This is a genomic window from Herbaspirillum sp. GW103 (genome assembly GCF_000261365.1).
GTDB lineage: Bacteria > Pseudomonadota > Gammaproteobacteria > Burkholderiales > Burkholderiaceae_D > Herbaspirillum.
Genome location: NZ_AJVC01000003.1, coordinates 891,270 through 913,754, shown reverse-complemented (window position 1 = coordinate 913,754; position 22,485 = coordinate 891,270). Strand labels below are relative to the sequence as shown.

Annotated in this window: 19 protein-coding genes; 12 read left to right on the top strand and 7 right to left on the bottom strand. The window is 63.2% G+C overall.

The annotated features are described in order from the left end of the window. Positions 1-20: 20 nt before the first annotated feature. The 3 genes from GWL_RS07695 to GWL_RS23315 all read right to left on the bottom strand — a co-directional run bounded on the left by GWL_RS07695 (position 21) and on the right by GWL_RS23315 (position 5,520). Entirely contained in the window at positions 21-1,352 is a 1,332-nt protein-coding gene (locus tag GWL_RS07695; RefSeq protein ID WP_008328390.1) for a cell division protein ZipA C-terminal FtsZ-binding domain-containing protein, read from the bottom strand. A gap of 407 nt (positions 1,353-1,759) precedes the next feature. Continuing rightward, entirely contained in the window at positions 1,760-5,290 is a 3,531-nt protein-coding gene (smc, locus tag GWL_RS07690; protein WP_008328385.1) for a chromosome segregation protein SMC, read from the bottom strand. A 17-nt stretch (positions 5,291-5,307) separates the two neighbouring features. Next, the gene (locus tag GWL_RS23315; protein WP_157174205.1) at positions 5,308-5,520 is read right to left on the bottom strand and encodes a hypothetical protein; all 213 of its coding nucleotides are present in this window, start codon (positions 5,518-5,520) and stop codon (positions 5,308-5,310) included. A gap of 245 nt (positions 5,521-5,765) precedes the next feature. On the opposite strand from GWL_RS23315, the gene dapC reads away from it, so the two are divergent. From dapC to GWL_RS07650, 8 genes are all read left to right on the top strand, one after another. Further along, a complete protein-coding gene (gene dapC / locus GWL_RS07685; protein ID WP_008328375.1) occupies positions 5,766-6,977 on the top strand; it encodes a succinyldiaminopimelate transaminase in 1,212 nt (403 codons plus the stop codon). Between the two features lie 56 nt (positions 6,978-7,033). Then, the gene (gene dapD, locus GWL_RS07680) at positions 7,034-7,867 is read left to right on the top strand and encodes a 2,3,4,5-tetrahydropyridine-2,6-dicarboxylate N-succinyltransferase (protein ID WP_006462557.1); all 834 of its coding nucleotides are present in this window, start codon (positions 7,034-7,036) and stop codon (positions 7,865-7,867) included. Positions 7,868-7,956: 89 nt separating this feature from the next. Beyond that, entirely contained in the window at positions 7,957-8,316 is a 360-nt protein-coding gene (locus GWL_RS07675; RefSeq protein ID WP_034350265.1) for an ArsC family reductase, read from the top strand. 2 nt (positions 8,317-8,318) lie between these two features. Beyond that, positions 8,319-9,446, top strand: a complete 1,128-nt coding sequence (dapE, locus tag GWL_RS07670) for a succinyl-diaminopimelate desuccinylase (RefSeq protein ID WP_034350584.1) — start codon at positions 8,319-8,321, stop codon at positions 9,444-9,446. A gap of 25 nt (positions 9,447-9,471) precedes the next feature. Further along, complete coding sequence (gene prmB, locus GWL_RS07665) at positions 9,472-10,362, top strand: 50S ribosomal protein L3 N(5)-glutamine methyltransferase (RefSeq protein WP_008328367.1); 891 nt, start codon at positions 9,472-9,474, stop codon at positions 10,360-10,362. A 31-nt stretch (positions 10,363-10,393) separates the two neighbouring features. Next, the gene (locus tag GWL_RS07660; RefSeq protein WP_008328366.1) at positions 10,394-12,376 is read left to right on the top strand and encodes an ATP-binding cassette domain-containing protein; all 1,983 of its coding nucleotides are present in this window, start codon (positions 10,394-10,396) and stop codon (positions 12,374-12,376) included. Positions 12,377-12,511: 135 nt separating this feature from the next. Then, positions 12,512-13,315 carry a cystine ABC transporter substrate-binding protein gene (locus GWL_RS07655; protein WP_006462562.1) on the top strand — a complete coding sequence of 268 codons (804 nt, stop codon included), beginning with the start codon at positions 12,512-12,514 and terminating at the stop codon, positions 13,313-13,315. Positions 13,316-13,410: 95 nt separating this feature from the next. Next, positions 13,411-14,070 (top strand): amino acid ABC transporter permease, encoded by a 660-nt coding sequence (locus GWL_RS07650; RefSeq protein ID WP_008328360.1) that lies wholly within the window; start codon positions 13,411-13,413, stop codon positions 14,068-14,070. Positions 14,071-14,157: 87 nt separating this feature from the next. On the opposite strand, the gene GWL_RS07645 is transcribed toward GWL_RS07650, so the two are convergent. Continuing rightward, a complete protein-coding gene (locus GWL_RS07645; RefSeq protein ID WP_008328358.1) occupies positions 14,158-14,439 on the bottom strand; it encodes a hypothetical protein in 282 nt (93 codons plus the stop codon). 187 nt (positions 14,440-14,626) lie between these two features. Here GWL_RS07645 and ompR point away from each other — a divergent pair, with 187 nt between their 5' ends. Genes ompR through GWL_RS07630 form a run of 3 tightly spaced genes read left to right on the top strand, consistent with a single transcriptional unit; the run spans position 14,627 to position 17,349 of the window. Further along, positions 14,627-15,388: a two-component system response regulator OmpR gene (gene ompR / locus GWL_RS07640; protein WP_008328356.1), complete on the top strand. Its 762-nt coding sequence runs from the start codon at positions 14,627-14,629 to the stop codon at positions 15,386-15,388. A gap of 37 nt (positions 15,389-15,425) precedes the next feature. Next, positions 15,426-16,787, top strand: coding sequence for a sensor histidine kinase (locus tag GWL_RS07635; RefSeq protein WP_008328353.1), 1,362 nt, complete (start codon positions 15,426-15,428; stop codon positions 16,785-16,787). Next, the gene (locus tag GWL_RS07630) at positions 16,780-17,349 is read left to right on the top strand and encodes a flagellar protein FlhE (RefSeq protein ID WP_008328351.1); all 570 of its coding nucleotides are present in this window, start codon (positions 16,780-16,782) and stop codon (positions 17,347-17,349) included. Before GWL_RS07635 ends, GWL_RS07630 begins: the two co-directional genes overlap by 8 nt. A gap of 23 nt (positions 17,350-17,372) precedes the next feature. Here GWL_RS07630 and radA read toward each other — a convergent pair whose 3' ends face one another. Both radA and alr read right to left on the bottom strand, forming a co-directional pair. Beyond that, positions 17,373-18,755, bottom strand: coding sequence for a DNA repair protein RadA (radA, locus tag GWL_RS07625; protein ID WP_008328350.1), 1,383 nt, complete (start codon positions 18,753-18,755; stop codon positions 17,373-17,375). Positions 18,756-18,838: 83 nt separating this feature from the next. Continuing rightward, positions 18,839-19,918 carry an alanine racemase gene (gene alr / locus GWL_RS07620; protein ID WP_008328349.1) on the bottom strand — a complete coding sequence of 360 codons (1,080 nt, stop codon included), beginning with the start codon at positions 19,916-19,918 and terminating at the stop codon, positions 18,839-18,841. Positions 19,919-20,167: 249 nt separating this feature from the next. On the opposite strand from alr, the gene lplT reads away from it, so the two are divergent. Further along, on the top strand, positions 20,168-21,439 hold the full coding sequence (gene lplT, locus GWL_RS07615; protein WP_008328348.1) for a lysophospholipid transporter LplT: 1,272 nt from the start codon (positions 20,168-20,170) through the stop codon (positions 21,437-21,439). Between the two features lie 34 nt (positions 21,440-21,473). Here the strand turns inward: lplT and GWL_RS07610 are convergent, their stop codons facing one another. Continuing rightward, positions 21,474-22,484, bottom strand: coding sequence for a DUF1853 family protein (locus GWL_RS07610; RefSeq protein ID WP_008328347.1), 1,011 nt, complete (start codon positions 22,482-22,484; stop codon positions 21,474-21,476). Position 22,485 lies beyond the last annotated feature (1 nt).

Here is a 22,485-nt window from a genome sequence, read left to right as displayed (position 1 = left end):
GGGAGTGTAAAAACGGGGCCTTAGCTGAACAGGCGCAAGGCGCGGGTGGAGCCGGCCGGAATCTCGGCCGATTCCATGGCGCTGTAGAACGCGGCCACCTGTTCGGCGATATCAGAAAGCGCTTCATCGGTCAGCGGCTGATCGCTGTCATCGACGATGACGCCGCCCAGACGCGCCGATAGCGACCTGGCGCAGGCCACCAAGGCACCGTAGCCATCGCGCGACGGCGCCACGCGGGGCACGTCCAGCAACAGCGTGAGGCGGTCGGTGGTTTCGTCGGTCGGAGTGGCATTGGTGGAGAGCGCGAAGAGCACTTCACCTTCGCCATCCTGCATCACCAGATAGCCTTCGGTGCGGCGATCGAAGCCCTGACGGGTCAATGCCGCCAGCAGGGTCGCCAGGCTCCACGGGGCCCCTTGCGAGCGCACGTTCACCGACAGCTGCGCATCATGGTCGATGATGAACTGGTGCAGCGCCTGGGCGGTACGGATGACGTCGGGCATGTCCGGCAATTCCGGCTCGCCCGACAGCGAATCGGTCAGGTCGCGCAGGCGCATGACCAGTTCCGAATATTCGAGTTCGTTGATGGCATTGCTGCGATTGGCCAGTTGCGCACCGGCCAGCAAGGCGTTGTAGATGCTGCCATGGGTGATGGCTTCCCATTCCCCCTCGGTGGTGCGGCCGATGAAGTGCACCGGCTTGTTGCCGACATGGCGCAGACCCTGCAGCATCGGCAGCAGCTTTTCGCCGCGCAGCGGGTTGTCCAGGCCGATGGGGATGTTGCAGTCGATCAGTTCGTCCACAGGCAGCTCGCGCTTGGGCGCCAGGCGCGCCTGCATTTCGGGCGGCGGCGTGAAGGCCGGAACGGCCTCGCCCTGCTCTTCGGCCCCGGCGATGATCTGGGCCACCGTCGATTGCGGTGCCTGCGCCAGGGCGTCGCCGAGCACAGCGTCATCGGCGGCGGCGCCGGCCGGGGTGGGCGCCGGCGGATCTCCCAGGAAGGGTTCACGCGGCTCGAACCCGGCCTGTTCCTGGTAGGCCTTCACGGGTGCGGGGACCGGTTTGCGCTCGGGCAGCTCATACAGCGAAGGTTCGGCACGCTCGGCATCGGGTTCGAGGCTTGGCTCGGCCATGCGCGCAGCAGGTGCGGTGCGCTCGCCCACCGGCGCTACGAAGACTGGCTCAGCGGTAGCGGGTTCATCCGGCGACATCAGCACGTCATCGTGCGACGAAGAAAAGGCGCGCTCCACGGTCTTGCGCGCCTTGTGCTCCTGCCACTTGTTGTAGGTGATGACCCCGGCGACGAAGACGCCGCCAAGAATGATCAGGCTGGTCTGGAGATCCATCATCATGCTGCACGACCTTTCAGGCTGGCGGGCTGGAGGGCGCCATCATGGGCGCCGCGTGGCATGGTCGGCTGGGAAGAGCTGCTCATCGAAGAAATCCGATTCCTATCAATCCAAGAAAGCCTGAACCGCGCGGGCCGCTCTGGCGGCCATCCGTCGGTGCTGCCGCAGCGCTGGCAGGCACCTGCACCGGCCTCGGCTCCACGGGAGCCATGCAGGTGAATCGAACGGATCGGGTACGGCAAGTGCGCGGTCAAGATATTGTTATTTTTCCATGGCCCGTGGGGGCCGAATCAGTACGGTTCCAGCTGTGGCCTGCGCCCGCTCCGGGCTGGCCGGCAAGGTTTTCAGGGTACGGTCACACCCCCTGCTTGTCAAGCCGACAAAGCCCCGGGCCACTGCTGCACAAGTCATCAGGCGGCCTGCTCGGCGCTGGAGAAGTTGGCGGCCGACTCCATGTCCACCGCCACGATGCGGGAGACGCCCTGTTCCTGCATGGTCACCCCGATCAACTGCTGCGCCATTTCCATGGCGATCTTGTTGTGGGAGATGAAGAGGAACTGGGTGTGATCCGACATGCGCTTGACCATGTTGGCGAAGCGCTCGGTGTTGGCGTCGTCCAGCGGCGCATCCACTTCGTCGAGCAAACAGAACGGGGCCGGGTTCAGCTGGAACATCGAGAACACCAGCGCCGTTGCAGTGAGCGCCTTTTCGCCACCGGAGAGCAGGTGAATCGTGGCGTTCTTCTTGCCTGGCGGCTGGGCCATGACCTGCACGCCGGAATCGAGGATCTCGTCGCCGGTCATGATGAGCTTGGCCTGGCCACCGCCGAAGAGTACCGGGAACAGTTCGGAGAAGTGGTGATTCACCTTGTCGAAGGTATCCTGCAGCAGGTCGCGGGTTTCCATGTCGATCTTGTGGATCGCATCTTGCAGCGTGGTAATGGCTTCGTTCAGGTCGGCGTGCTGGGCATCGAGGAAGTGCTTGCGCTCGGATGCGGTCGCCAGTTCGTCCAGCGCAGCCAGGTTGACCGCGCCCAGCGCCGCGATGGCGTTGGTCAGGCGGGTCACTTCGCCTTGCAGGTAGGACGGGCGCATGTCGCTGGTCAGTTTTTCCGACAGGGCAGCCTCGTCGGCCTGCGTCTGGGCCAGGGCTTCCGAGAACTGTTCCTGGTTCAGGCGCGCGGCCTGTTCCTTCAGTTGCAGTTCGGTGATGCGGTCACGCTGGGGCTGCAAGCTGCGCTCCGCCTGCATGCGCGATTCTTCATGTGAACGAAGTTGCTGCGACAGTTGATCGAGCTCGTGACGGGCATCGGCCAGGGCGCGTTCCTGTTCGCTGCGGCGATCCAGCAGTTCCTGCAGACCGGCCTGGGCCGCCTGGTCATCCAGGCTTTCCAGTTCCAGCGAGCCTTGCTGCATGCTGGCAAACAGTTGCGCCGCCTGTTCCAGTGCAGTGGCGATACCGCGCTTCAATTCCTCGATCTTGTTGCGATGCGACTTCTCGGCGAATTCGGTTTCCTGGGCGGCACGCTCCAGCTCGCGCAGGCGGGTGCGGGCGTCGTTGAGCTGCTGTTCCTTGTTGAGGTAATCGGTCTGGCCGTTCTCGTGCTGCTCCTGCAGTTCGGCCAGTTCGATGTCCAGTGCTTCAAAGCGGGCCTCGGATTCGGCCTGCACCTGCTGCTGCTCGGCTTCCTGCATGCCGATTTCTTCCAGATCGGTGGCGATCTGGGTACTGCGCTGGTTGAAGCGCTCCTGCACCTCGGCCAGCTTCATGACCTCGATCTGCAGGCTGTGGGCCGATTGCGTGAGCGAATTGACGCGCTGGCGCAGTTCCTGCAGGCGCTGCGATGCGCCCGACAAGGCTGCCTCGGCGCGCACGGCGCGGCCCTTGGCTTCCTCGGCCAGCATCGCTTGTGCGCGTTGCTGCTTGGTGATGTTCTCGATTTCCTGCTGGCGCGCCAGCATGCCATCCTGCTCCGAGTCGGAGGCATAGAAACGCACGCTGGAATTGCTGACCACATGGCCCTGGCGCGTCACGAAGAGCCCACCCAGCGGCAGCTTGGCACGCTCGGCAAAGGCGGTGGCGGTGTCGTCGGCGATGTAGATGTGGTTGAGCCAGTCGTTCATCAGGGCGCGCAGGCCCGGATCGTTCAACTGCAGCAGCGTCACGAAGGGCTTCAGGCCCGCCACCGGCTGGGCTTCAGGCTGGGCCAGGCCGGCGTTGGGCGCGTACAGCGCCAGCTTGGCCGGGGGGGCATCGCTGAAGAAAGCCTTGGCCCAGTCCAGGTTGGACATTTCCAGGGCCGACATGCGCTCGCGCAGCACCGCTTCCAGCGCGGTTTCCCAGCCGGATTCGATGTGCAGCTTCTGCCACAGGCGCGGCAGTTCAGCCAGGCCGTGCTTTTCCAGCCAGGGCTGCACCTTGCCCTGGGCCTGCACGCTTTCCTGCAATTGCTTCAGGGCCGTCAGACGGGCTTCCAGCTGGGCATTGGCCGAGGTTTCCTTGCTGACCAGTTCCTGAGCGGTGCGGCGCTCTTCTTCCAGGCGCGGCAACTGCTCCTGCGCCTCTTCCAGGTACATGCTGGCCTCTTCCAGCGAAGCCTGCTTTTCTTCCAGCTGCATGCGCAGGTTGGACAGGTGCGTCTCGTCGGGCAGGGCCATACCGTTCTTTTCCTGCATCAGGCGTTCGCGGCGCGCGGCCAGGCCGGAGAGGATGTTGGAAGCATTGCGCTGGTGCGTCGATTGCAGTTCGATCTGCTGCTGCACCTGCATGATCTTGCCGCGCGATTCGGTGGTCTTGAGCTGCGACTCGCGCCAGGCCGCCTCCAGCGAAGGCAGGCGGTCGCTGGTGTCCTGCACGGCGTGCTGGGCCTGCTCCACGCGCATGCCGAATTCTTCCAGCTGGATTTCCGCTTCAGCCAGTTCTTCCTGCTGCTGCGTGCCCTGGCGCTGCCACTGGTCGCACTGCGCGCCCAGCGAGTTCAGCTGCGCTTGCAGGCGATTGCGCGATTCGATGACGAACTTGATCTGCGCTTCCAGGCTGCCGATCTCGGAATTGGTCTGGTACAGGTGGCCTTGCGCCTGGTGCAGGCGGTCGCCGGCGGCGTAGTGCGCCTGGCGCATGTGTTCCAGTTCGGTTTCGACGTGGCGCAGCTTGGCGGTCTGCTCTTCCAGGTCGATCTGGGCGCGCTCGATTTCCTTGAAGAAGCGCTCCTGCTCGGCTTTGGCCTCATTCTTGCGCAGCAGCCAGAGCAGTTTCTGCTTTTCTTCCTGGTCGTTCTGCAACTCGTGGAATTTCTTGGCCACGGCGGCCTGGGCTTCCAGTTTTTCCAGATTGGCGTTCAGTTCGCGCAGGATGTCTTCCAGGCGCGTCAGGTTTTCGGTGGTGTCGTGCAGGCGGTTCTCGGTCTCGCGGCGGCGCTCCTTGTACTTCGAGACACCCGCCGCTTCTTCCAGGAAGATGCGCAGCTCTTCAGGACGCGCCTCGATGATGCGCGAGATCATGCCCTGCCCGATGATGGCGTAGGCGCGCGGGCCCAGGCCGGTGCCGAGGAAGATGTCCTGGATGTCGCGACGACGTACCGACTGGTTGTTGATGTAGTAGGAGGACGTGCCATCGCGGGTCAGCGTGCGCTTGACGGCGATTTCGGCGTACTGGCCCCACTGTCCGGCGGCCTTGCCGGCGGAATTGTCGAATACCAGTTCGACCGAGGCGCGCCCGGCCGGCTTGCGGTGGGTGGAGCCGTTGAAGATGACGTCCTGCATCGACTCGCCGCGCAGCTCGGAGGCCTTGGATTCGCCCAGGACCCAGCGCACGGCATCGATGATGTTGGATTTGCCGCAGCCATTGGGCCCGACCACCCCGACCAGCTGCCCCGGAACCTGAAAATGCGTAGGCTCGACGAAGGACTTGAATCCGGATAATTTGATGGAAGTTAGACGCACGTTATCGACAAATTGAATCAGTTAGGAGGAAGCAGGATTTTTGCTTCCGGAACGGGCGGTATCATAACATCGCGCGGCCCCGGCAAGACCAAAAACCGCGCCAGATTGCCTGTTCCCGCCCCTTTGGTCGATGCACTCACCGCCCGTGAAAAGGCCATGCCGGGCACCCCCGGTGGAAAGTCCATTTCTTCATTTCGATGTGATGGAATCAGAAACTTCACGCTCAGCATCAGCCTGTGCGGGCGATGACCTGCCCGCACAGGCAAGCCTGGCGGGGGCGGCAGGCTTGCCGGTGGCGCCAGCGGGCCCACCACCTTGAACACCTTGAACAGGCCGGCTCGCGCTGCCAGAGCACGGCAATGCCGTCAAATGACGGTATAATCGCAAGCTTTCCCAGCCCTTTGCCGTGGCCGCCCGATCTCGCTGACGCCCTCGCGAGACGCTGGCCCGGAAAGCTTTACTCCAGTCCAGCGACGTGAATCCCCTACTCGACAAACTGCAGCCCTATCCCTTCGAAAAGCTCAAGAAGCTCTTCGCCGGCATCACGCCCGACCCGGCCTATCGCCCGATCAGCCTGGGCATCGGCGAGCCCAAGCACCCCACGCCCGCCTTCATCCAGCAGGCGCTGACGGACAACCTGTCCGGTCTGGCCTCGTATCCGGCCACCCTGGGCAGCGACGCCCTGCGCGGCGCGATCGCCGACTGGCTGCAAAAGCGTTACGACATCCCGCGCCCGGACCCGGCCACCGAGATCCTGCCGGTGATCGGCTCGCGCGAGGCGCTGTTCTCGCTGACCCAGACCGTGGTCGATCCGACCCGTCCGGGCGCGCTGGTGATGTGCCCCAACCCGTTCTACCAGATCTATGAAGGCTCGGCCTACCTGGCCGGTGCCGAGCCCTACTTCGTCAATTCGGACCCGGCGCGCAACTTTGCGCCCGATTTCAGCCAGGTGCCTCAGGAGGTGTGGGAACGCGTACAGCTGCTGTTCGTCTGCTCGCCCGGCAACCCCACCGGTGCCGTGCTGACGCTGGAAGACTGGAAGGAACTGTTCGCCCTGTCGGATCGCTATGGCTTCGTGATCGCCTCCGACGAATGCTATTCCGAGATCTACTTCAAGCAGGATCCGCCGCTGGGCGGCATGCAGGCCGCCCGCCTCCTGGGCCGCGACTATCGCAACCTGATTTCCTTCTCCAGCCTGTCCAAGCGCTCCAACGTGCCGGGCATGCGCTCGGGCTTCGTGGCAGGCGACGCCGCCATCCTCAAGAAATTCCTGCTCTACCGCACCTATCACGGCGCGGCCATGAGCCCGGTGATCCAGGCCGCTTCCGTGCTGGCCTGGCAGGACGAGACCCACGTCCAGGACAACATCGCCAAGTACGTCACCAAGTTCTCGCAGGTCACCCCGCTGCTGCAAGAAGTGATGGACGTCGCCTTGCCCGATGCAGCCTTCTACCTGTGGGCCAAGGTCGACAAGCTGGTCAATATCAGCGACACCGAATTCGCCCAACGTCTGTACGCCGAATATAATGTCACGGTACTGCCCGGCAGCTACCTGGCGCGCGAGGCGCATGGCGTCAATCCGGGTGCCGGTCGCATCCGCATGGCGCTGGTGGCCGAAGTCGAAGAATGCCTGGAGGCGGCGCAACGCATCGTCGCCTTCACCAAGAAACTGGCCGGCCAGGCATAAGCCCTGTCAGCGCAGCCAGATTCCCCCCTTTCACCCAACCGTTCATAGATACCAACATGACACAGTCCATTCAGCAAATCATCGATCAGGCGTGGGAAGACCGCGCCAGCCTGTCCCCCAAGAGCGCTCCGGCCGACATCCGCAATGCGGTGGCCGAAGTGATCGCAGGCCTGAACGATGGCACCCTGCGCGTCGCCAACCGTCAAGGCGTCGGCCAGTGGGAAGTCAACCAATGGGTGAAGAAAGCCATCCTGCTGTCCTTCCGCCTGGAAGACAACGTGCCGATGTCGGCCGGTACCGGCTACCCGCAGTTCTACGACAAGGTGCCCACCAAGTTCGCCAACTACACCGCTGAAGATTTCGCCAAGGGTGGCTTCCGCGTGGTGCCGCCTGCCGTGGCCCGCCATGGTTCCTTCATCGGCCGCAACGTGGTGCTGATGCCCTCCTACGTCAACATCGGCGCCTACGTCGATGAAGGCACGATGGTCGACACCTGGGCCACCGTCGGTTCGGCTGCCCAGATCGGCAAGAATGTTCACTTGTCTGGCGGTGTCGGCATCGGCGGCGTGCTGGAGCCGGTCCAGGCCGGCCCCGTCATCATCGAAGACAATTGCTTCATCGGTGCCCGTTCGGAAGTGGTCGAAGGCGTCATCATCGAAGAAAACTCGGTGCTGTCCATGGGCGTCTACATCGGCCAGTCGACCAAGATCTATGACCGCGAAACCGGCGAAGTGCACTACGGCCGCGTGCCGGCGGGCTCGGTGGTGGTGCCGGGCAACCTGCCCTCCAAGGATGGCAAGTACAGCCTGTACGCTGCGATCATCGTCAAGAAGGTCGATGCCCAGACCCGCTCCAAGACGTCCATCAACGAACTGCTGCGCGGCGAGTAATCCCGTCCTGCGGCTTGCCTGAAGTCCTGAAGCACCCACGCGCCGCGCCGGTCGTCCTGTCCGGCGCGGCGTCGTATTTGAGAATGAGCATGAGCGACAAGATCACCCTTTTCGGCATCCCCAACTGCGACACCGTCAAGAAAGCCCGCGTGTGGCTGGACGAGCAAGGGATCGCCTTTGACTTCCACGATTTCAAGAAGGCCGGCCTCACCGCCGAACAGGCGCAAGCCTGGCTGAAGGACGTGGAGCGCGACCTGCTGGTCAACCGCAAAGGAACGACCTGGCGCGCCCTGCCGGACGAACGCAAGGCCGCCATCACCGATGACGCCGCAGCCGTCGCCCTGATGGTGGAAAACCCCTCGGTGGTGAAGCGCCCGGTGCTCTTCGATGGCAAGCAGTATCACGTCGGCTTCAAGGCCGATCAGTATCAACACATTTTCGAGAAATGATCATGAGCAAGACGCTGGCCCTGACCCAGGAATTGATGTCCCTTTCTTCCGTCACCCCCGAAGACAAAGGCTGCCAGGCCAGGCTGGCGGAATTGCTTACACCGCTGGGCTTTGTCTGCGAAACCATCCAGTCCGGCGAGGTCACCAACCTGTGGGCGCGCAAGGGAACGGCGCAGCCGCTGGTGGTCTTTGCCGGCCACACCGACGTGGTACCGACCGGTCCGCTGGAAAAATGGCAGTCGCATCCCTTCCAGCCGACCCTGCGCGATGGTCGCCTGTACGGACGCGGCGCCTCCGACATGAAGACCTCGATTGCCGCCATGGTGGTGGCTTGCGAAGAGTTCACTGCAGCCCATCCGGAGCACAAGGGTTCGATCGGTTTTCTCATCACCAGCGATGAAGAAGGCCCGGCCATCGATGGGACGGTCGTCGTCTGCAATGCCCTGAAGGCGCGCGGCGAACAACTGGACTACTGCATCGTGGGCGAACCGACCTCGGCCAAGACCCTGGGCGACATGATCAAGAACGGCCGCCGCGGCACCATGTCGGGCAAGCTGACCGTCAAGGGCATCCAGGGCCATATCGCCTACCCGCAACTGGCGCGCAATCCCATCCACCAGGCTGCGCCGGCACTGGCCGAACTGGTGGCCGAACAGTGGGATGCGGGCAATGAATACTACCTGCCGACCTCCTGGCAGATTTCCAATATCCACGGCGGTACCGGTGCATCCAACGTGATCCCGGGTGAAGTCGTGATCGACTTCAACTTCCGATTCTCCACCGCCAGCACCGTGGAAGGTTTGCAGCAGCGCGTACACGCCATCCTCGACAAGCATGGCCTGGAATACGACCTGAAGTGGACCGTCGGCGGCCTGCCCTTCCTGACCCCGCGCGGCGACCTCTCGGATGCGCTGTCCAAGGCGATCAAGGACGAGACCGGGCTGGACACCGAGCTGTCGACCACCGGCGGCACCTCCGATGGACGCTTCATCGCCCAGATCTGCCCGCAGGTGATCGAGTTCGGCCCGCCCAATGACAGCATCCACAAGATCGATGAGCACATCGAAGTGCGCTACATCGATCCCCTCAAGAACATCTACCGCAAGACGCTGGAAAACCTGCTGGCCTGAACGCCGCCGCATTGAAGAGAAGCTCATGACCCCCAACAATTTCGCCACCGTGCGCGACCTGCTGCGCTACGCCGTGACCCGCTTCAACACCGAACAACTGTTCTTCGGCCACGGCAGCAGCAATGCGCTGGATGAAGCGGCTTACCTGATCCTGCATACGCTCAAACTGCCGCTGGACCAGCTCGATCCCTTCCTCGATGCACGTTTGCTGCCTGAGGAAATCGCGTCCGTCATGCGCGTCATCGAAAGCCGCAGCAAGGACCGCGTGCCGGCCGCCTACATCACCAATGAAGCCTGGCTAGGCGCTTACCGCTTCTACGTCGATGAGCGCGTGATCGTGCCGCGTTCCTTCATCGCCGAACTGATTCCGCAGCATTTCTCGCCCTGGATCCAGGACCCGGAAGCCATCGAAAACGCGCTGGACCTGTGCACCGGTTCCGGCTGCCTGCCTGTTCTCCTGGCCGATGCCTTCCCGAATGCGCAGATCGATGCCGTGGACATCTCCGCCGATGCGCTGGCCGTGGCGCGCAAGAACGTGGATGACTACCAGCTGCAAGACCGCATCAACCTGGTCGAATCCGACCTGTACACGCAACTGCCGCTGCGCAAGTACGATCTGATCATCAGCAATCCGCCCTATGTGAATTCCGGTTCCATGGCCAAGCTGCCCCAGGAATACCTGCGCGAGCCGCAACTGGCGCTGGCCGGGGGCGAGGATGGCATGGACCTGGTGCGCAAGATCGTCGCCGGTGCCGCCGAGCGCCTCACGCCCGAGGGCCTACTGGTGGTCGAGATCGGCAACGAACGCGCCTTCGCCGAAGCGGCCTTCCCGGAACTGGAGCTGACCTGGCTGACCACCAGCGCCGGGGACGACATGGTGTTCCTGGTGACGGCCGAACAACTGCAACTGGCCTGAGCCTGAGCGCCCCTTTGAGTCTGAATCACCGATGATCCGTTTCCAGCAAGTTTCCCTCCAGCGTGGCGTCAAGCCACTGCTGGAGAATGTCGACCTGACGCTCAACCCGGGCGACAAGATCGGCCTGATCGGCGCCAACGGCGCCGGCAAGTCCAGCCTGTTCGCCATGCTGCGTGGCGAGCTGCACGCCGACTTAGGCAATATCGACTACCCGGCGCGCTGGCGCATGGCCTACGTGGCGCAGGAAACCCCGGCGCTGGACCGTCCGGCCATCGAGTACGCCATCGATGGCGATGCCCATCTGCGCCAGCTGGAAGCCGAACTGGCGCGTGCCGAAGCCCAGCCGGACGACAAGCACGACGGCAATCACATCGCCGAACTGCATACCGCCCTGGCCGATGCGGATGCCTATACCGTGCGCTCCCGCGCCGAGCAATTGCTGCTGGGCCTGGGATTTTCGCTGGAACAGATGGCGCGGCCGGTGGCCAGCTTCTCCGGTGGCTGGCGCATGCGCCTGAACCTGGCGCAGGCGCTGATGTGCCCGTCCGACCTGCTGCTGCTGGATGAACCGACCAACCACCTGGACCTGGATGCCATCATCTGGCTGGAAGACTGGTTGAAGCGCTACGAGGGCACCCTGCTCATCATTTCCCACGACCGCGATTTCCTGGATGGCGTGGTGAACGTGATCGTTCATATCGATGATCGCAAGTTGAAGCGTTATTCCGGCAACTACAGCGCGTTCGAGCGCCAGCGCTCGGCCCAGCTGGAACTGATGGCGGGGATGATCGAGAAGCAGCAGCGCCAGCGCGCGCACCTGCAATCCTTCATCGACCGCTTCAAGGCCAAGGCGACCAAGGCGCGTCAGGCGCAGAGCCGCATGAAGGCTTTGTCCAAGATGGAAGAACTGGCTCCGCTGCGGGCGGCAGCTGAATTCTCGTTTGAATTCCGCGAGCCCTTGTCCGCACCCAATCCACTGCTGGTGATGGAAAAGGTCAACGCCGGTTATCACATCGAAGGCAAGAACGGTGCACCGGACGAAGACAAGATCATCGTGCATGGCATCGATTTCTCGCTGCAGAATGGCCAGCGTATTGGCCTGCTGGGTGTCAACGGTGCAGGTAAATCGACGCTCATCAAGACCGTAGCCGGCGAGATCGATCCGCTGTCCGGCACGGCGCGGCTGGGCAAGGGCCTGGTGATCGGTTACTTCGCCCAGCACCAGGTGGAGATGCTGCGCCATGACGAATCGCCGCTGTGGCATCTGACTCGCCTGGCGCCCGATGTGCGCGAGCAGGAGTTGCGCAATTTCCTGGGCAGCTTCAACTTCAACGGCACCATGGCCACGTCGTCCATCGCGCCCTTCTCGGGTGGCGAAAAGGCGCGCCTGGCGCTGGCCCTGATCGTCTGGCAGCGCCCCAACCTGCTGTTGCTCGATGAACCGACCAACCACCTCGACCTGGAAACCCGCGAAGCGCTGACCATGGCGCTGGCGCAGTTCGAGGGCACCCTCGTGCTGGTGTCCCACGATCGCCACCTGCTGCGCGCTACCACCGACCAGTTCCTGATCGTGGCCGAAGGCAAGCTGCAAGCTTTCGATGGCGACCTCGACGACTACAAGGACTGGCTCTTCAAGACCAAGCTGGCCGCCCGCAACGATGCGGCCGCTGCCGCGCCTTTGCCCGCAGCCAGCCAGCCGGTGGCTGAGGCCCCGGCCTCGCTGGTGGACCGCAAGGAACAGAAGCGCCTGGAAGCCGAGCAGCGCCAGAAGATGTCGGCCCTGAAAAAGCCCATCGAGGCCCGCATCAAGCGCCTCGACGAGCAGATCGCCAAGCTCAACGTCCGCAAGGCCGAGATCGATGCGCGTTTGGCCAGCCCCGACATCTATGATGCCGCCAACAAGGAAGAACTGAAGACCCTCATCACCGATCAGGCCTATTGCAGCAAGGAACTGGACCAGCTGGAAAACGAATGGCTGGAACAGCAGGAAGCGCTGGAGCAATTGCAGGCTTGAGCCGGCGGAACCGCGGCTGGCATAAGCTTTCTACATCAATGTCTTAAGCCAGCCCTTGCAGTTGGGCAAAACGAGGGCATCATTGCGCCCTGGCCGCAGTTTTTGTGGCGAAAGTTTTTATAAGGACATCGACATATGAACAAGAACATCAAGCAATGGCTGCTGGCCGGCGTCGGCGCGGCGCTGCTGGCCTCCTCCCTGAGCGTCTCGGCAGCGGACCTGCTGCAATCGGTCAAGAGCAGCGGCACGCTGAAGGTGGCGCTGGAAGGCAACTATCCGCCGTTCAACTTCAAGGATGCCAAGACGGGCGAGCTGACCGGTTTCGAAGTTGACGTGGCCAAGCTGCTGGCGGCCAAGCTGGGCGTCAAGCCAGTGTTCACCACCACCGAGTGGAGCGGCATCCTGGCCGGTCTGGGTGCGGGCAAGTATGACGTCATCATCAACCAGGTCGGCATCACCGATGAGCGTCAGAAGGCCTTCGATTTCTCCGATCCCTACACCCTCTCCAGCGCCCAGCTGATCGTGCGCAAGGATGAGAAGCGCGAATTCAAGAGCCTGGACGATCTGAAGGGCAAGAAGCTCGGCCTGGGCCAGGGCACCAACTTCGAGCAGAAGGCCAAGGCCGTGCCGGGCATCGACGTGCGCACCTATCCGGGCTCGCCCGAGTATCTGGCTGACCTGGCGGCTGGCCGCATCGACGCTGCCCTCAACGACAGCTTGCTGGTGGGCTACATCCTGAAGTCGACCAACCTGCCCTTGAAGGCCGGCAGCCCCATCGGCACCGTCGACAAGATCGGCATTCCCTTCCGCAAGGGCAATCCGGAATTCAAGGCTGCGCTGAACAAGGCCCTGGCTGACATCAAGGCCGATGGCAGCTTCAAGGCCGCCTCCGAGAAGTGGTTCGGCATTGACGTGAGCCAGCCGCCGAAAGCACAATAAGGCGCGCCTGATCCTGGGCTCCCCGCCGCCCGGCATGGTCCGGGCGGAACGACTTATCCCCGCATTGCGGGGATAATTTTTTTATTCGAATGCTTATGGAAATCCTCGAACTGCTGCAGCAAGCCGCCCCTACCCTGATCAAGGGCGTGGGCTATACCCTGCTCTTCGCACTGGCCTCGATGGTCGGCGGACTGGTGCTGGGTTTCGTGCTGGCGGTGGCGCGCATCCTGCCCTGGCGTCCGATTCACTGGCCAGCGGCGATCTACGTCAGCATGATGCGCGGCACACCGCTGCTGGTGCAGATCTTCGTGGTCTATTACGGCTTGCCCGGCATCGGTATCGAATTCTCGCCGCTGACGGCGGGCGTGCTCACGCTCAGTCTCAATGCCGGGGCCTACCTGTCGGAAAGCCTGCGCGGTGCCATCCTGGGGGTAACGCGTGGCCAGTGGAATGCTTCCTACAGCGTCGGGCTGACCTATTTCCAGACCTTGCGCTACATCATCGTGCCGCAGGCGGTGCGCATCGCCGTGCCCTCGATGAGCAATACCCTGATCAGCCTCATCAAGGATACCTCGCTGGTCTCGGTCATCACCGTGACGGAATTGATGCTGGCGACCAAGGAAGTCATTGCGGTGACCTTCCGTCCGCTCCCGCTTTACCTGGCCGCTGCCGGCATCTACTGGCTCCTGAGCCTGTGTTTCGAAGCCGTCCAGCACCGATTGGAAAAGCGGCTGGGCAAGGCACATGAGAACTGATGCCTGCCAGCCACAAGGAAAAAGCCCGGATGCGATGCACCCGGGCTTTTTATTGGGAGAAAGGGGAATCTTTCCCGGTGGCCGAACTCAACGCTTGACGCGGTAGATATCCTGGCCGACTTCATTGATCTGGCGACGCAGCTCACGCCGCTCATCGGCACTGAGTCTGCCGCCACGGCGCTGCTCCTGATCACTGGCGATCTGACTGCGATGATCCTGCGGGGCAAAATCACCACCGCGTTGCCTGAAGTCACCCGGCTGACCCGGCATCGGCCGACCGCCCTGGGGTGGGCCAGCCAGCGCGGCCGCTCCCACACCGAGCGCCAGCATCGCTGCCAGACATAGCTTGTTGATGACTGCAATCTTCATAATGCGATTTTTCCGGAGACAGAGAATCAGGAAGAGAAAGCGCTGACCACCGTGCTTTCCCGACGTGATTCCAGTTTAGGGCGCAGGCCGCGATGGTATAAGATGATTAAGGTAAGGTATGTAACAGTTTGTAATGGATCAACAGCCCCGACTTGCTCAAAATCGCCAAGACGCTACCATAGGCACCATGAATACAACCAACGGCAACAATACTAATACGACAACATCCGCCAATCAATTCAAAGTGTTGGTGGTGGATGACGACATCCGTCTGCGCGACCTGCTGCGCCGCTACCTGACCGAGCAAGGTTTCAATGTGGTCACGGCCGAAAACGCCCAGGCCATGAACAAGCTGTGGATCCGCGAGCGCTACGATCTGCTGGTGCTGGACCTGATGCTTCCCGGTGAGGACGGCCTGGCCATCTGCCGCCGCCTGCGCGGTGCCGGTGACCAGACGCCCATCATCATGCTCACTGCCAAGGGTGAGGACGTGGACCGCATCATCGGCCTGGAAATGGGCGCCGACGATTACCTGCCCAAGCCCTTCAACCCGCGCGAACTGGTCGCCCGCATCAACGCGGTGCTGCGCCGCAAGGGCCCCGATGAGCTGCCGGGTGCACCGTCCGAAACCCCGGAAACCTTCGAATTCGGCGATTTCATCCTGGACCTGGGCACCCGCACCCTGAAAAAGAGCGGCGAAACCATTTCCCTGACCACCGGTGAATTCTCGGTACTGAAGGTCTTTGCACGCAATGCGCGCCAGCCGCTGTCGCGCGAAAAGCTGATGGAAATGGCCCGTGGCCGCGAATATGAAGTATTCGACCGCAGTCTCGACGTGCAGATTTCGCGCCTGCGCAAGCTGATCGAACCGGACCCGGCCAATCCGCTCTACATCCAGACCGTGTGGGGCCTGGGTTATGTCTTCATCCCGGAAGGGAAACCGCGCTGATCGCCCGTTTCACCCCTCACCCGCAGGCCGCTTGCCGATGAAAACCCGCCCTCAAACCGGATGGTTCAGCAACGGCCTGTTCTGGCGTACCTTCTTCCTCCTGACCTTCCTGATCACCGCCAGCATGGTGGCCTGGGTAGCCAGCTTTCGCATGGTCGAACGCGGCCCGCGAGCCGAGCAGCTGGCCGCACAGATCGTCTCGGTGGTCACCATCACGCGCGCTGCGCTGACGCACTCGGCGCCCGAGATGCGGCGCGAACTGCTGTTCGATCTGGCCAGCAATGAAGGCATCCGCATCTATCCGCTGGAAAAGAGCGACCGCATCGTACCGCCCGAGGACTCCCCCATCGTGCCTGAGCTGGAGTACTACGTGCGCCAGTCGCTGGACGAGAACACCATCTTCGCCTCCAGCGTCAACGAGGTGGAAGGTTTCTGGATCAGTTTCAACATCGACGATGACCAGTACTGGCTCATGCTCGACCGCGGCCGCCTGGACCGCACCTCGGGTCTGCAATGGCTGGGATGGGGTTCGATTGCGCTGTTCCTGTCACTGATCGGGGCAGTCTTCATCTCCACCCTCATCAACCAGCCGCTGGCCCGGCTGACGGCAGCGGCCCGCGCCATCGCCAAGGGACGCCAGCCGGAACCGCTGCCCGAATCCGGCCCGACCGAGATCGAGGAAGCCAATCGCAGCTTCAACCAGATGGTGGCCGACCTCAATCGCATCGAATCAGACCGCGCCCTGATCCTGGCCGGCATCTCGCACGACCTGCGCACGCCGCTGGCGCGCATGCAGCTGGAAGTGGAGATGGCCAACCTGTCGGACGAATCGCGCGACGGCATGCACTCGGACCTGGCGCAGATGGACAGCATCATCGGCCAGTTCCTCGACTACGCCAAGCCCTTCGATACCAACAGCCTGGAAAGCATCAACCTGGCCGACGTGCTCGACGATGTGGCCGCCAAGTCGGCGCGCCTGTCCGACGTCAAGCTCACTACCGAGATCACACCCGCCACCGAGGTTGCGGGCAATGCGACCGAACTGGCGCGGGTGTTCAGCAACCTGGTGGAAAATGCGCGCCGCTACGGCAAGACGCCCGGTACCGACTGCGCCGAGATTCATCTGCGCAGCCGCATCGAAGGGCATCATGTCCTGGTGGAAGTGTTCGACCATGGCCCGGGGGTGCCCGAGAACGAGTGTGAACGTCTGCTGCGCCCCTTCACCCGCCTCGACAGCGCGCGCGGTCAGGCCAATGGCTCCGGCCTGGGGCTGGCCATCGTCAACCGCATCGTGCTCAAGCACAATGGCAAGCTGGTCCTGAAGGGCCATGAAGAAAGCCACGGCGGCCTGCTGGTGCAGATTTCGCTGCCCTTGAAGGGGCATCGGCGTCATGCCTGAGCGGGCATTCATCCGGCGCCTGCTGCCCTGGCTTCTGGCGGCTGCCCTGCCCGCACTGGCGTGGGCGCAGACCTATGCAGACCGCAACCTGAGCATTCCCGCCGCCGGCAGCGACGGCAGCAAGCGCCCCATCGTGATCCTCTCGCCGGTAACGCCAAGCGGTCCCTCGCCGCTCAATATCACGCCGGCCCATGGCGGACCGTCCGGTGCCTATGCCTCTGACGTACCCGGTCCGGATATCCGCGCCCGCAACGCCGACTACATCACGCAATTCACGGTGGTGGGACAGGTACCGCCGGGCGCAACCATTCGCAAGGTCAGCTGGCGCTATACCCTGGCCAGCAAGCCCCCCGGCTTCGAGGCCAGGCTGTGCTGGAAGGATGCGGGCGTGTGCTGGGACGTGAGTCAGACCAGTGCCGGCAGTACCGATTTCTTCAACGGGCGCGATGCCCGCCAGCCGTTCCAGCTGCATTACAGCCTGCGCGGCACGGCACGCACGGGCGAGCCCCCCATCAAGGGCGAGATCAACCAGGTCATCGTCACCTTCGACACGCCCGGCTGAAGGGCTCCACTGCCGACGGGGATTCAGGCAGCGTAATCGTCGATCTCGCGCGCTTTCTGCAAGGCATCATCGATGCGCTCCACCGCAATGACTCGCAGCCCCTCGATGGGCTGCTTGGGCGCATTGGCCTTGGGGATCACCGCCATGGAGAAACCGAGCTTGGCCGCCTCCCGCAAGCGTTCCTGACCGCGCGGTGCCGGACGGATCTCGCCGGCCAGCCCCACTTCCCCGAACACCACCAGTCCACGTGGCAAGGGTTTGTTGCGCATGGAGGAATTGATCGCCAGCAGCACCGCCAGGTCGGCGGCGGGCTCGGTAATCTTCACCCCGCCTACCGCATTGATGAACACATCCTGATCGAAAGCCGCCACGCCCGCATGCCGGTGCAGCACGGCCAGCAGCATGGCCAGGCGGTTCTGCTCCAGACCGACCGAGAGACGGCGCGCATTGGGTACGTGCGAACTGTCCACCAGCGCCTGGATTTCCACCAGCAGGGGCCGCGTCCCCTCCTGGGTCACCATGACGCAGGAGCCGGGCACCTGGTTTTCGTGCTGCGAGAGGAACAGGGCCGAGGGATTGGATACCCCCTTCAAGCCCTTCTCGGTCATGGCAAACACGCCCAGCTCGTTGACGGCGCCGAAACGGTTCTTGAAAGCGCGCACCAGGCGGAAGCTGGAATGGGTATCGCCCTCGAAGTAAAGCACCGTATCGACGATGTGCTCCAGTACGCGCGGGCCGGCCAGCGCGCCTTCCTTGGTCACGTGGCCGACCATGATGATGGTGATGCCGGAAGTCTTGGCCACCCGCGTCAGTTGCGCCGCGCATTCGCGCACCTGCGCCACCGAACCGGGCGCCGAGCTCAGTGCATCGGAATAAATGGTCTGGATGGAGTCGATCACGGCCACTTCGGGCTTGTGCTCGGCCAGGGTGGCGAGGATCTTTTCCAGCTGGATCTCGGCCTGCAATTGCAGCGCACGCGCATCCACCGCCAGGCGCTTGGCGCGCAGGGCGATCTGCGAACCGGATTCTTCACCGCTCACGTAGAGCACCTTCTTGAGCCTGGAAATATTGGCCAGCGCCTGCAACAACAACGTCGACTTGCCGATGCCGGGGTCGCCACCGATGAGCGCCACCCCACCCGGCACCAGGCCACCGCCCAGCACCCGGTCGAATTCCTCGATGCCGGTGCCAAAGCGCGGCACATCGATTGCTTCAATATCGGCCAGGCTCAACACCGGTGCGGTCTGCGCCAGGCTTTGCGGAGTGGACGAGTAGCGATTGCCGCCGCTCTCCACCAGCGTCTCGACCAGGGTATTCCACTGCCCGCAGGCCGGGCACTGGCCGGCCCATTTGTTGCTGACCCCGCCGCATTCGGTACAGGTGTAATTGGTCTTGACCTTCGCCATCGTCGCCTTGCCGCTCTCTGCTCTATGCTGGTATGCCTGCTGAAACGTCCCGGAAATCTGCCAGGAAGTTCATCTTCTTCAGATCACGCCACTTCACGCACCGCCACCCGTGGGGCCAGCGCGCACATCAATTCATATCCGATCGTACCCGCCGCAGAAGCGACCTCATCGATGGGCAACTGCTGGCCCCACAACTGGACGCGGCTGCCCACAGCAGCGCCGGGGATCGCGGTCAGGTCCACGCACAACATATCCATCGAGACCCGACCGACGGTGCCGGTTCTGGCGCCATCGACCAGTACCGGTGTGCCGGTCGGTGCGTGGCGCGGATAGCCGTCGGCATAGCCGCAGGCCACCACGCCCACGCGCATGGGCTTGTCGGCCACGAAACGGCTGCCATAGCCGATGGCTTCGCCCGGTCCGATCTCTTGTACGCCGATGATCTGGCTTTCCAATGTCATGGCCGCCCGCAGGCCGAAATCAGCCGCAGTGCCGCCGCCGGGCGTCCCACCATAGAGCATGATGCCCGGACGTACCCAGTCATGGGCCAGTTGGCCGTGCATGAGGTCGGCGGCTGAATTGCACAGGCTCTTCGGGCCGGTCAGCCCTTGCGTGCCGGCCTCGAAACGGCGCACCTGCTCGGCCAGCGGCAGGGCCGGGTTGCCGGCATCATCGGCGTTGGCGAAGTGGGTCATCATGGTGATGCTGCGCACGCTGGCGATCTTGCTCACCCGCGCATGGGCGGCGTGGAAGTCCTCGGGCTTGAAACCCAGGCGGTTCATGCCGCTGTTCATCTTCAGATGCACATGGAAGGCGGCATCGGTGACGAATTGTTCCAGCAGCGCAATCTGCTCGTCGCAATGCACGGCGAACTGGATATCGTGACGGGCCAGCACCGGCAGGTCATCGGCATCGAAGAAACCTTCCAGCAGCAGGATCGGCTTGGTCCAGCCCAACTCCCGCAGGCGCACCGCATAGTCCGGCTCGACCAGCGCCAGGCCGTCGGCGTCGGCCAGGCCGCGCATGGCGCGCTCCAGTCCGTGACCGTAGCCGTTGGCCTTGAGCACGCCCCAGAGGCGGGCATTGGGTGCATGGGCGCGGGCCACCGAGAGGTTGTGTTGAAGAGCAGAAATGCTGATGGAAGCGACGATGGGTCTTGGCATGATATCCAGTAGCGGTAACGGAGCGGATGGCTGACAGACAGAGATCGGCGGGAACCGGCAATGTGCACGGCCAATGAGAAGGTCGCCACGGACCTGCCTGTCGCGGTTCGCCCGGCAGTTTTTGCCCTGCAGGGAACAAGCGGGCATTTTACCGGACGAACATCTTTCTGGTTGGACTTATGACGGAGCGTGCATGGTTTCATGGTATAAAGCTACCCGGACATCATTTGTTATACATCTTGGACAGGGATGAATCGCGGTTTCTATACCATCATGGCGGCGCAGTTCTTTTCGTCGCTCGCCGATAACGCGCTGCTGATCGCCGCCATCGCCCTACTTGCCGAAATGCACTCGCCAGCGTGGATGACCCCGCTGCTGAAGCTGTTCTTCGTGCTTTCCTATGTGCTGCTGGCGGCCTTCGTGGGCGCCTTCGCCGACGCCTTCCCCAAGGGCAAGGTCATGTTGATCACCAACATGATCAAGATCGGCGGCTGTTCCCTCATGTTCTTCACCGTGCACCCGCTGCTGGCCTATGCGGTGGTCGGCTTCGGCGCGGCGGCCTATTCGCCGGCCAAGTACGGGATCCTCACCGAACTGCTGCCGCCGGAAAAACTGGTCGCCGCCAATGGCTGGATCGAGGGGCTGACGGTGGGTTCCATCATCATGGGCACGGTCCTGGGCGGGGCGCTGGTCAATCCCAAGGTGTCGGCCGTGATCCTCAGCTTCGATTTCCCGATGATCGACCTGCCCATCAACACCCCTACCGAAGCGGCCCTGTGCATCATCTCCTGCATCTACGTCATCGCCGCGCTGTTCAACTTCTACATCCCTGATACCGGCGCCCGCTACGAGCACCAGGAACGCAATCCCATCCGTCTCATCGTCGATTTCGCCGGCTGCTTCACCACCCTGTGGAAGGACAAGCTGGGCCAAATCTCGCTGGCCGTGACCACGCTCTTCTGGGGCGCCGGGGCGACGCTGCAGTTCATCGTCCTGAAGTGGGCCGAGAAGTCACTGCACATGCCGCTGGACAAGGCCGCCATCCTGCAGGGCATCGTCGCCCTGGGCGTGGCGCTGGGCGCGGTGGCCGCAGCGCGCTTCGTGCCGCTGAAGAAATCGCTGACCGTCATGCCGCTGGGCATCATCATGGGCATCGTGGTGATGCTGATGACCACCACCACCTCGGTGTGGGTGGCCTATCCGCTGCTGGTGATCGTGGGCGCCCTGTCGGGGTACTTCGTGGTACCGATGAATGCCCTGCTGCAACACCGTGGTCACGTGCTCATGAGCGCCGGTCACTCGATTGCCGTGCAGAACTTCAACGAAAACCTCTCGGTGCTGACCATGCTGGTGCTGTATGCCTTCATGGTGCGCATGAACCTGGATGTCAATACCGTCATCATCATCTTCGGTTCCTTCGTGGCCGGCATCATGTATCTGATCATGCGCCGCCATGCCGCCAACCAGCGCGAGCACGACTCGCTGGCGCTGATCGGCGAGGACAAGCATCCCCACCACTGATTCCCCGCTGCATTGAAAGGTCCGGACCGCCGGTTCAGACCTGGACGATGGCGTGCTGCACGGTCGTGGCGGCGCGCGCTTCCCACTGTGGCGGCACCACGAAACCCCGCATCACTTCCAGCAGTTCCGGCTCTGTGCCCTCCTGCGGCCGACACTGCGCCACCATCACCGGGCTGTCGTCAGCGCAGAACATCTCCTCCAGCCTGTCCATCAATTGCCCCAGCGACAGCCCCTGCGCGGCAGGCAGACGGGCTGGCGCCAGCCAGGACAGGCGCGGCAACAAGGCGTAGCGCATCGGCTGCTCGTCGATGGCCGGCAGGCAGGCCGCATCGCACCAGAATCCCCGGCAATGATCGTCGGCAATGCCCATGGAAACTGGCAACGCCAGCGCTGCGCCCAGCGGATAGAACAACCATCCCTTGACCAGGGCGCGCGCTGCCACCACCGGCGCAGGCAAGACAGCCTGGGCAGAGGGATGCGCGGACAGCCGCAACTGCTGCTGCAGGATCTTGCGCATCTTGCGCCCGAGCGAATCGGCCAGATTGGGACCGACGAAGGCCTCCGCCCCGGCCGAACCGGAAAGCTGCCGCGCCTGCAGCAAGTAGAACTTGGTGGCGAACTCCCAGTGGACGAGTCCGCCATCGGTCTCGGCCTCGGGGGAGCGGATCAGGAAATCGAACTCGCCCAGGGTTTCCCGCGCGCCCTCCTGATTGCGCACCTGCAGATTGGCCGCGACCAGACAGTCCTGATGACGCAGATAGAAGCCGAGCAGCTTTTCGGCGTAGCGGCCCAGGCGGCCCGAGGGCTGCTGCGCCATGTGCGCGTGCAGCGCCGCGTTGCCAGCGGGATCGAATTGCAACTCGTGCAGCCAGTCAGCCACCTCGGACGAAAGCTGGCCCAGCGTGGCAATGCGGCCCTCCCAGCAGGCCGCATGCGGTGCCAGCAGATCGGGGGCATACAGCAGCCAGGCCAGCGCGCGTACGTGGGGATCGCGCAACTCCGGCCAACGCTGGTGAAAGCGCGCCTGGTGCGTGGTCAGGTCCATG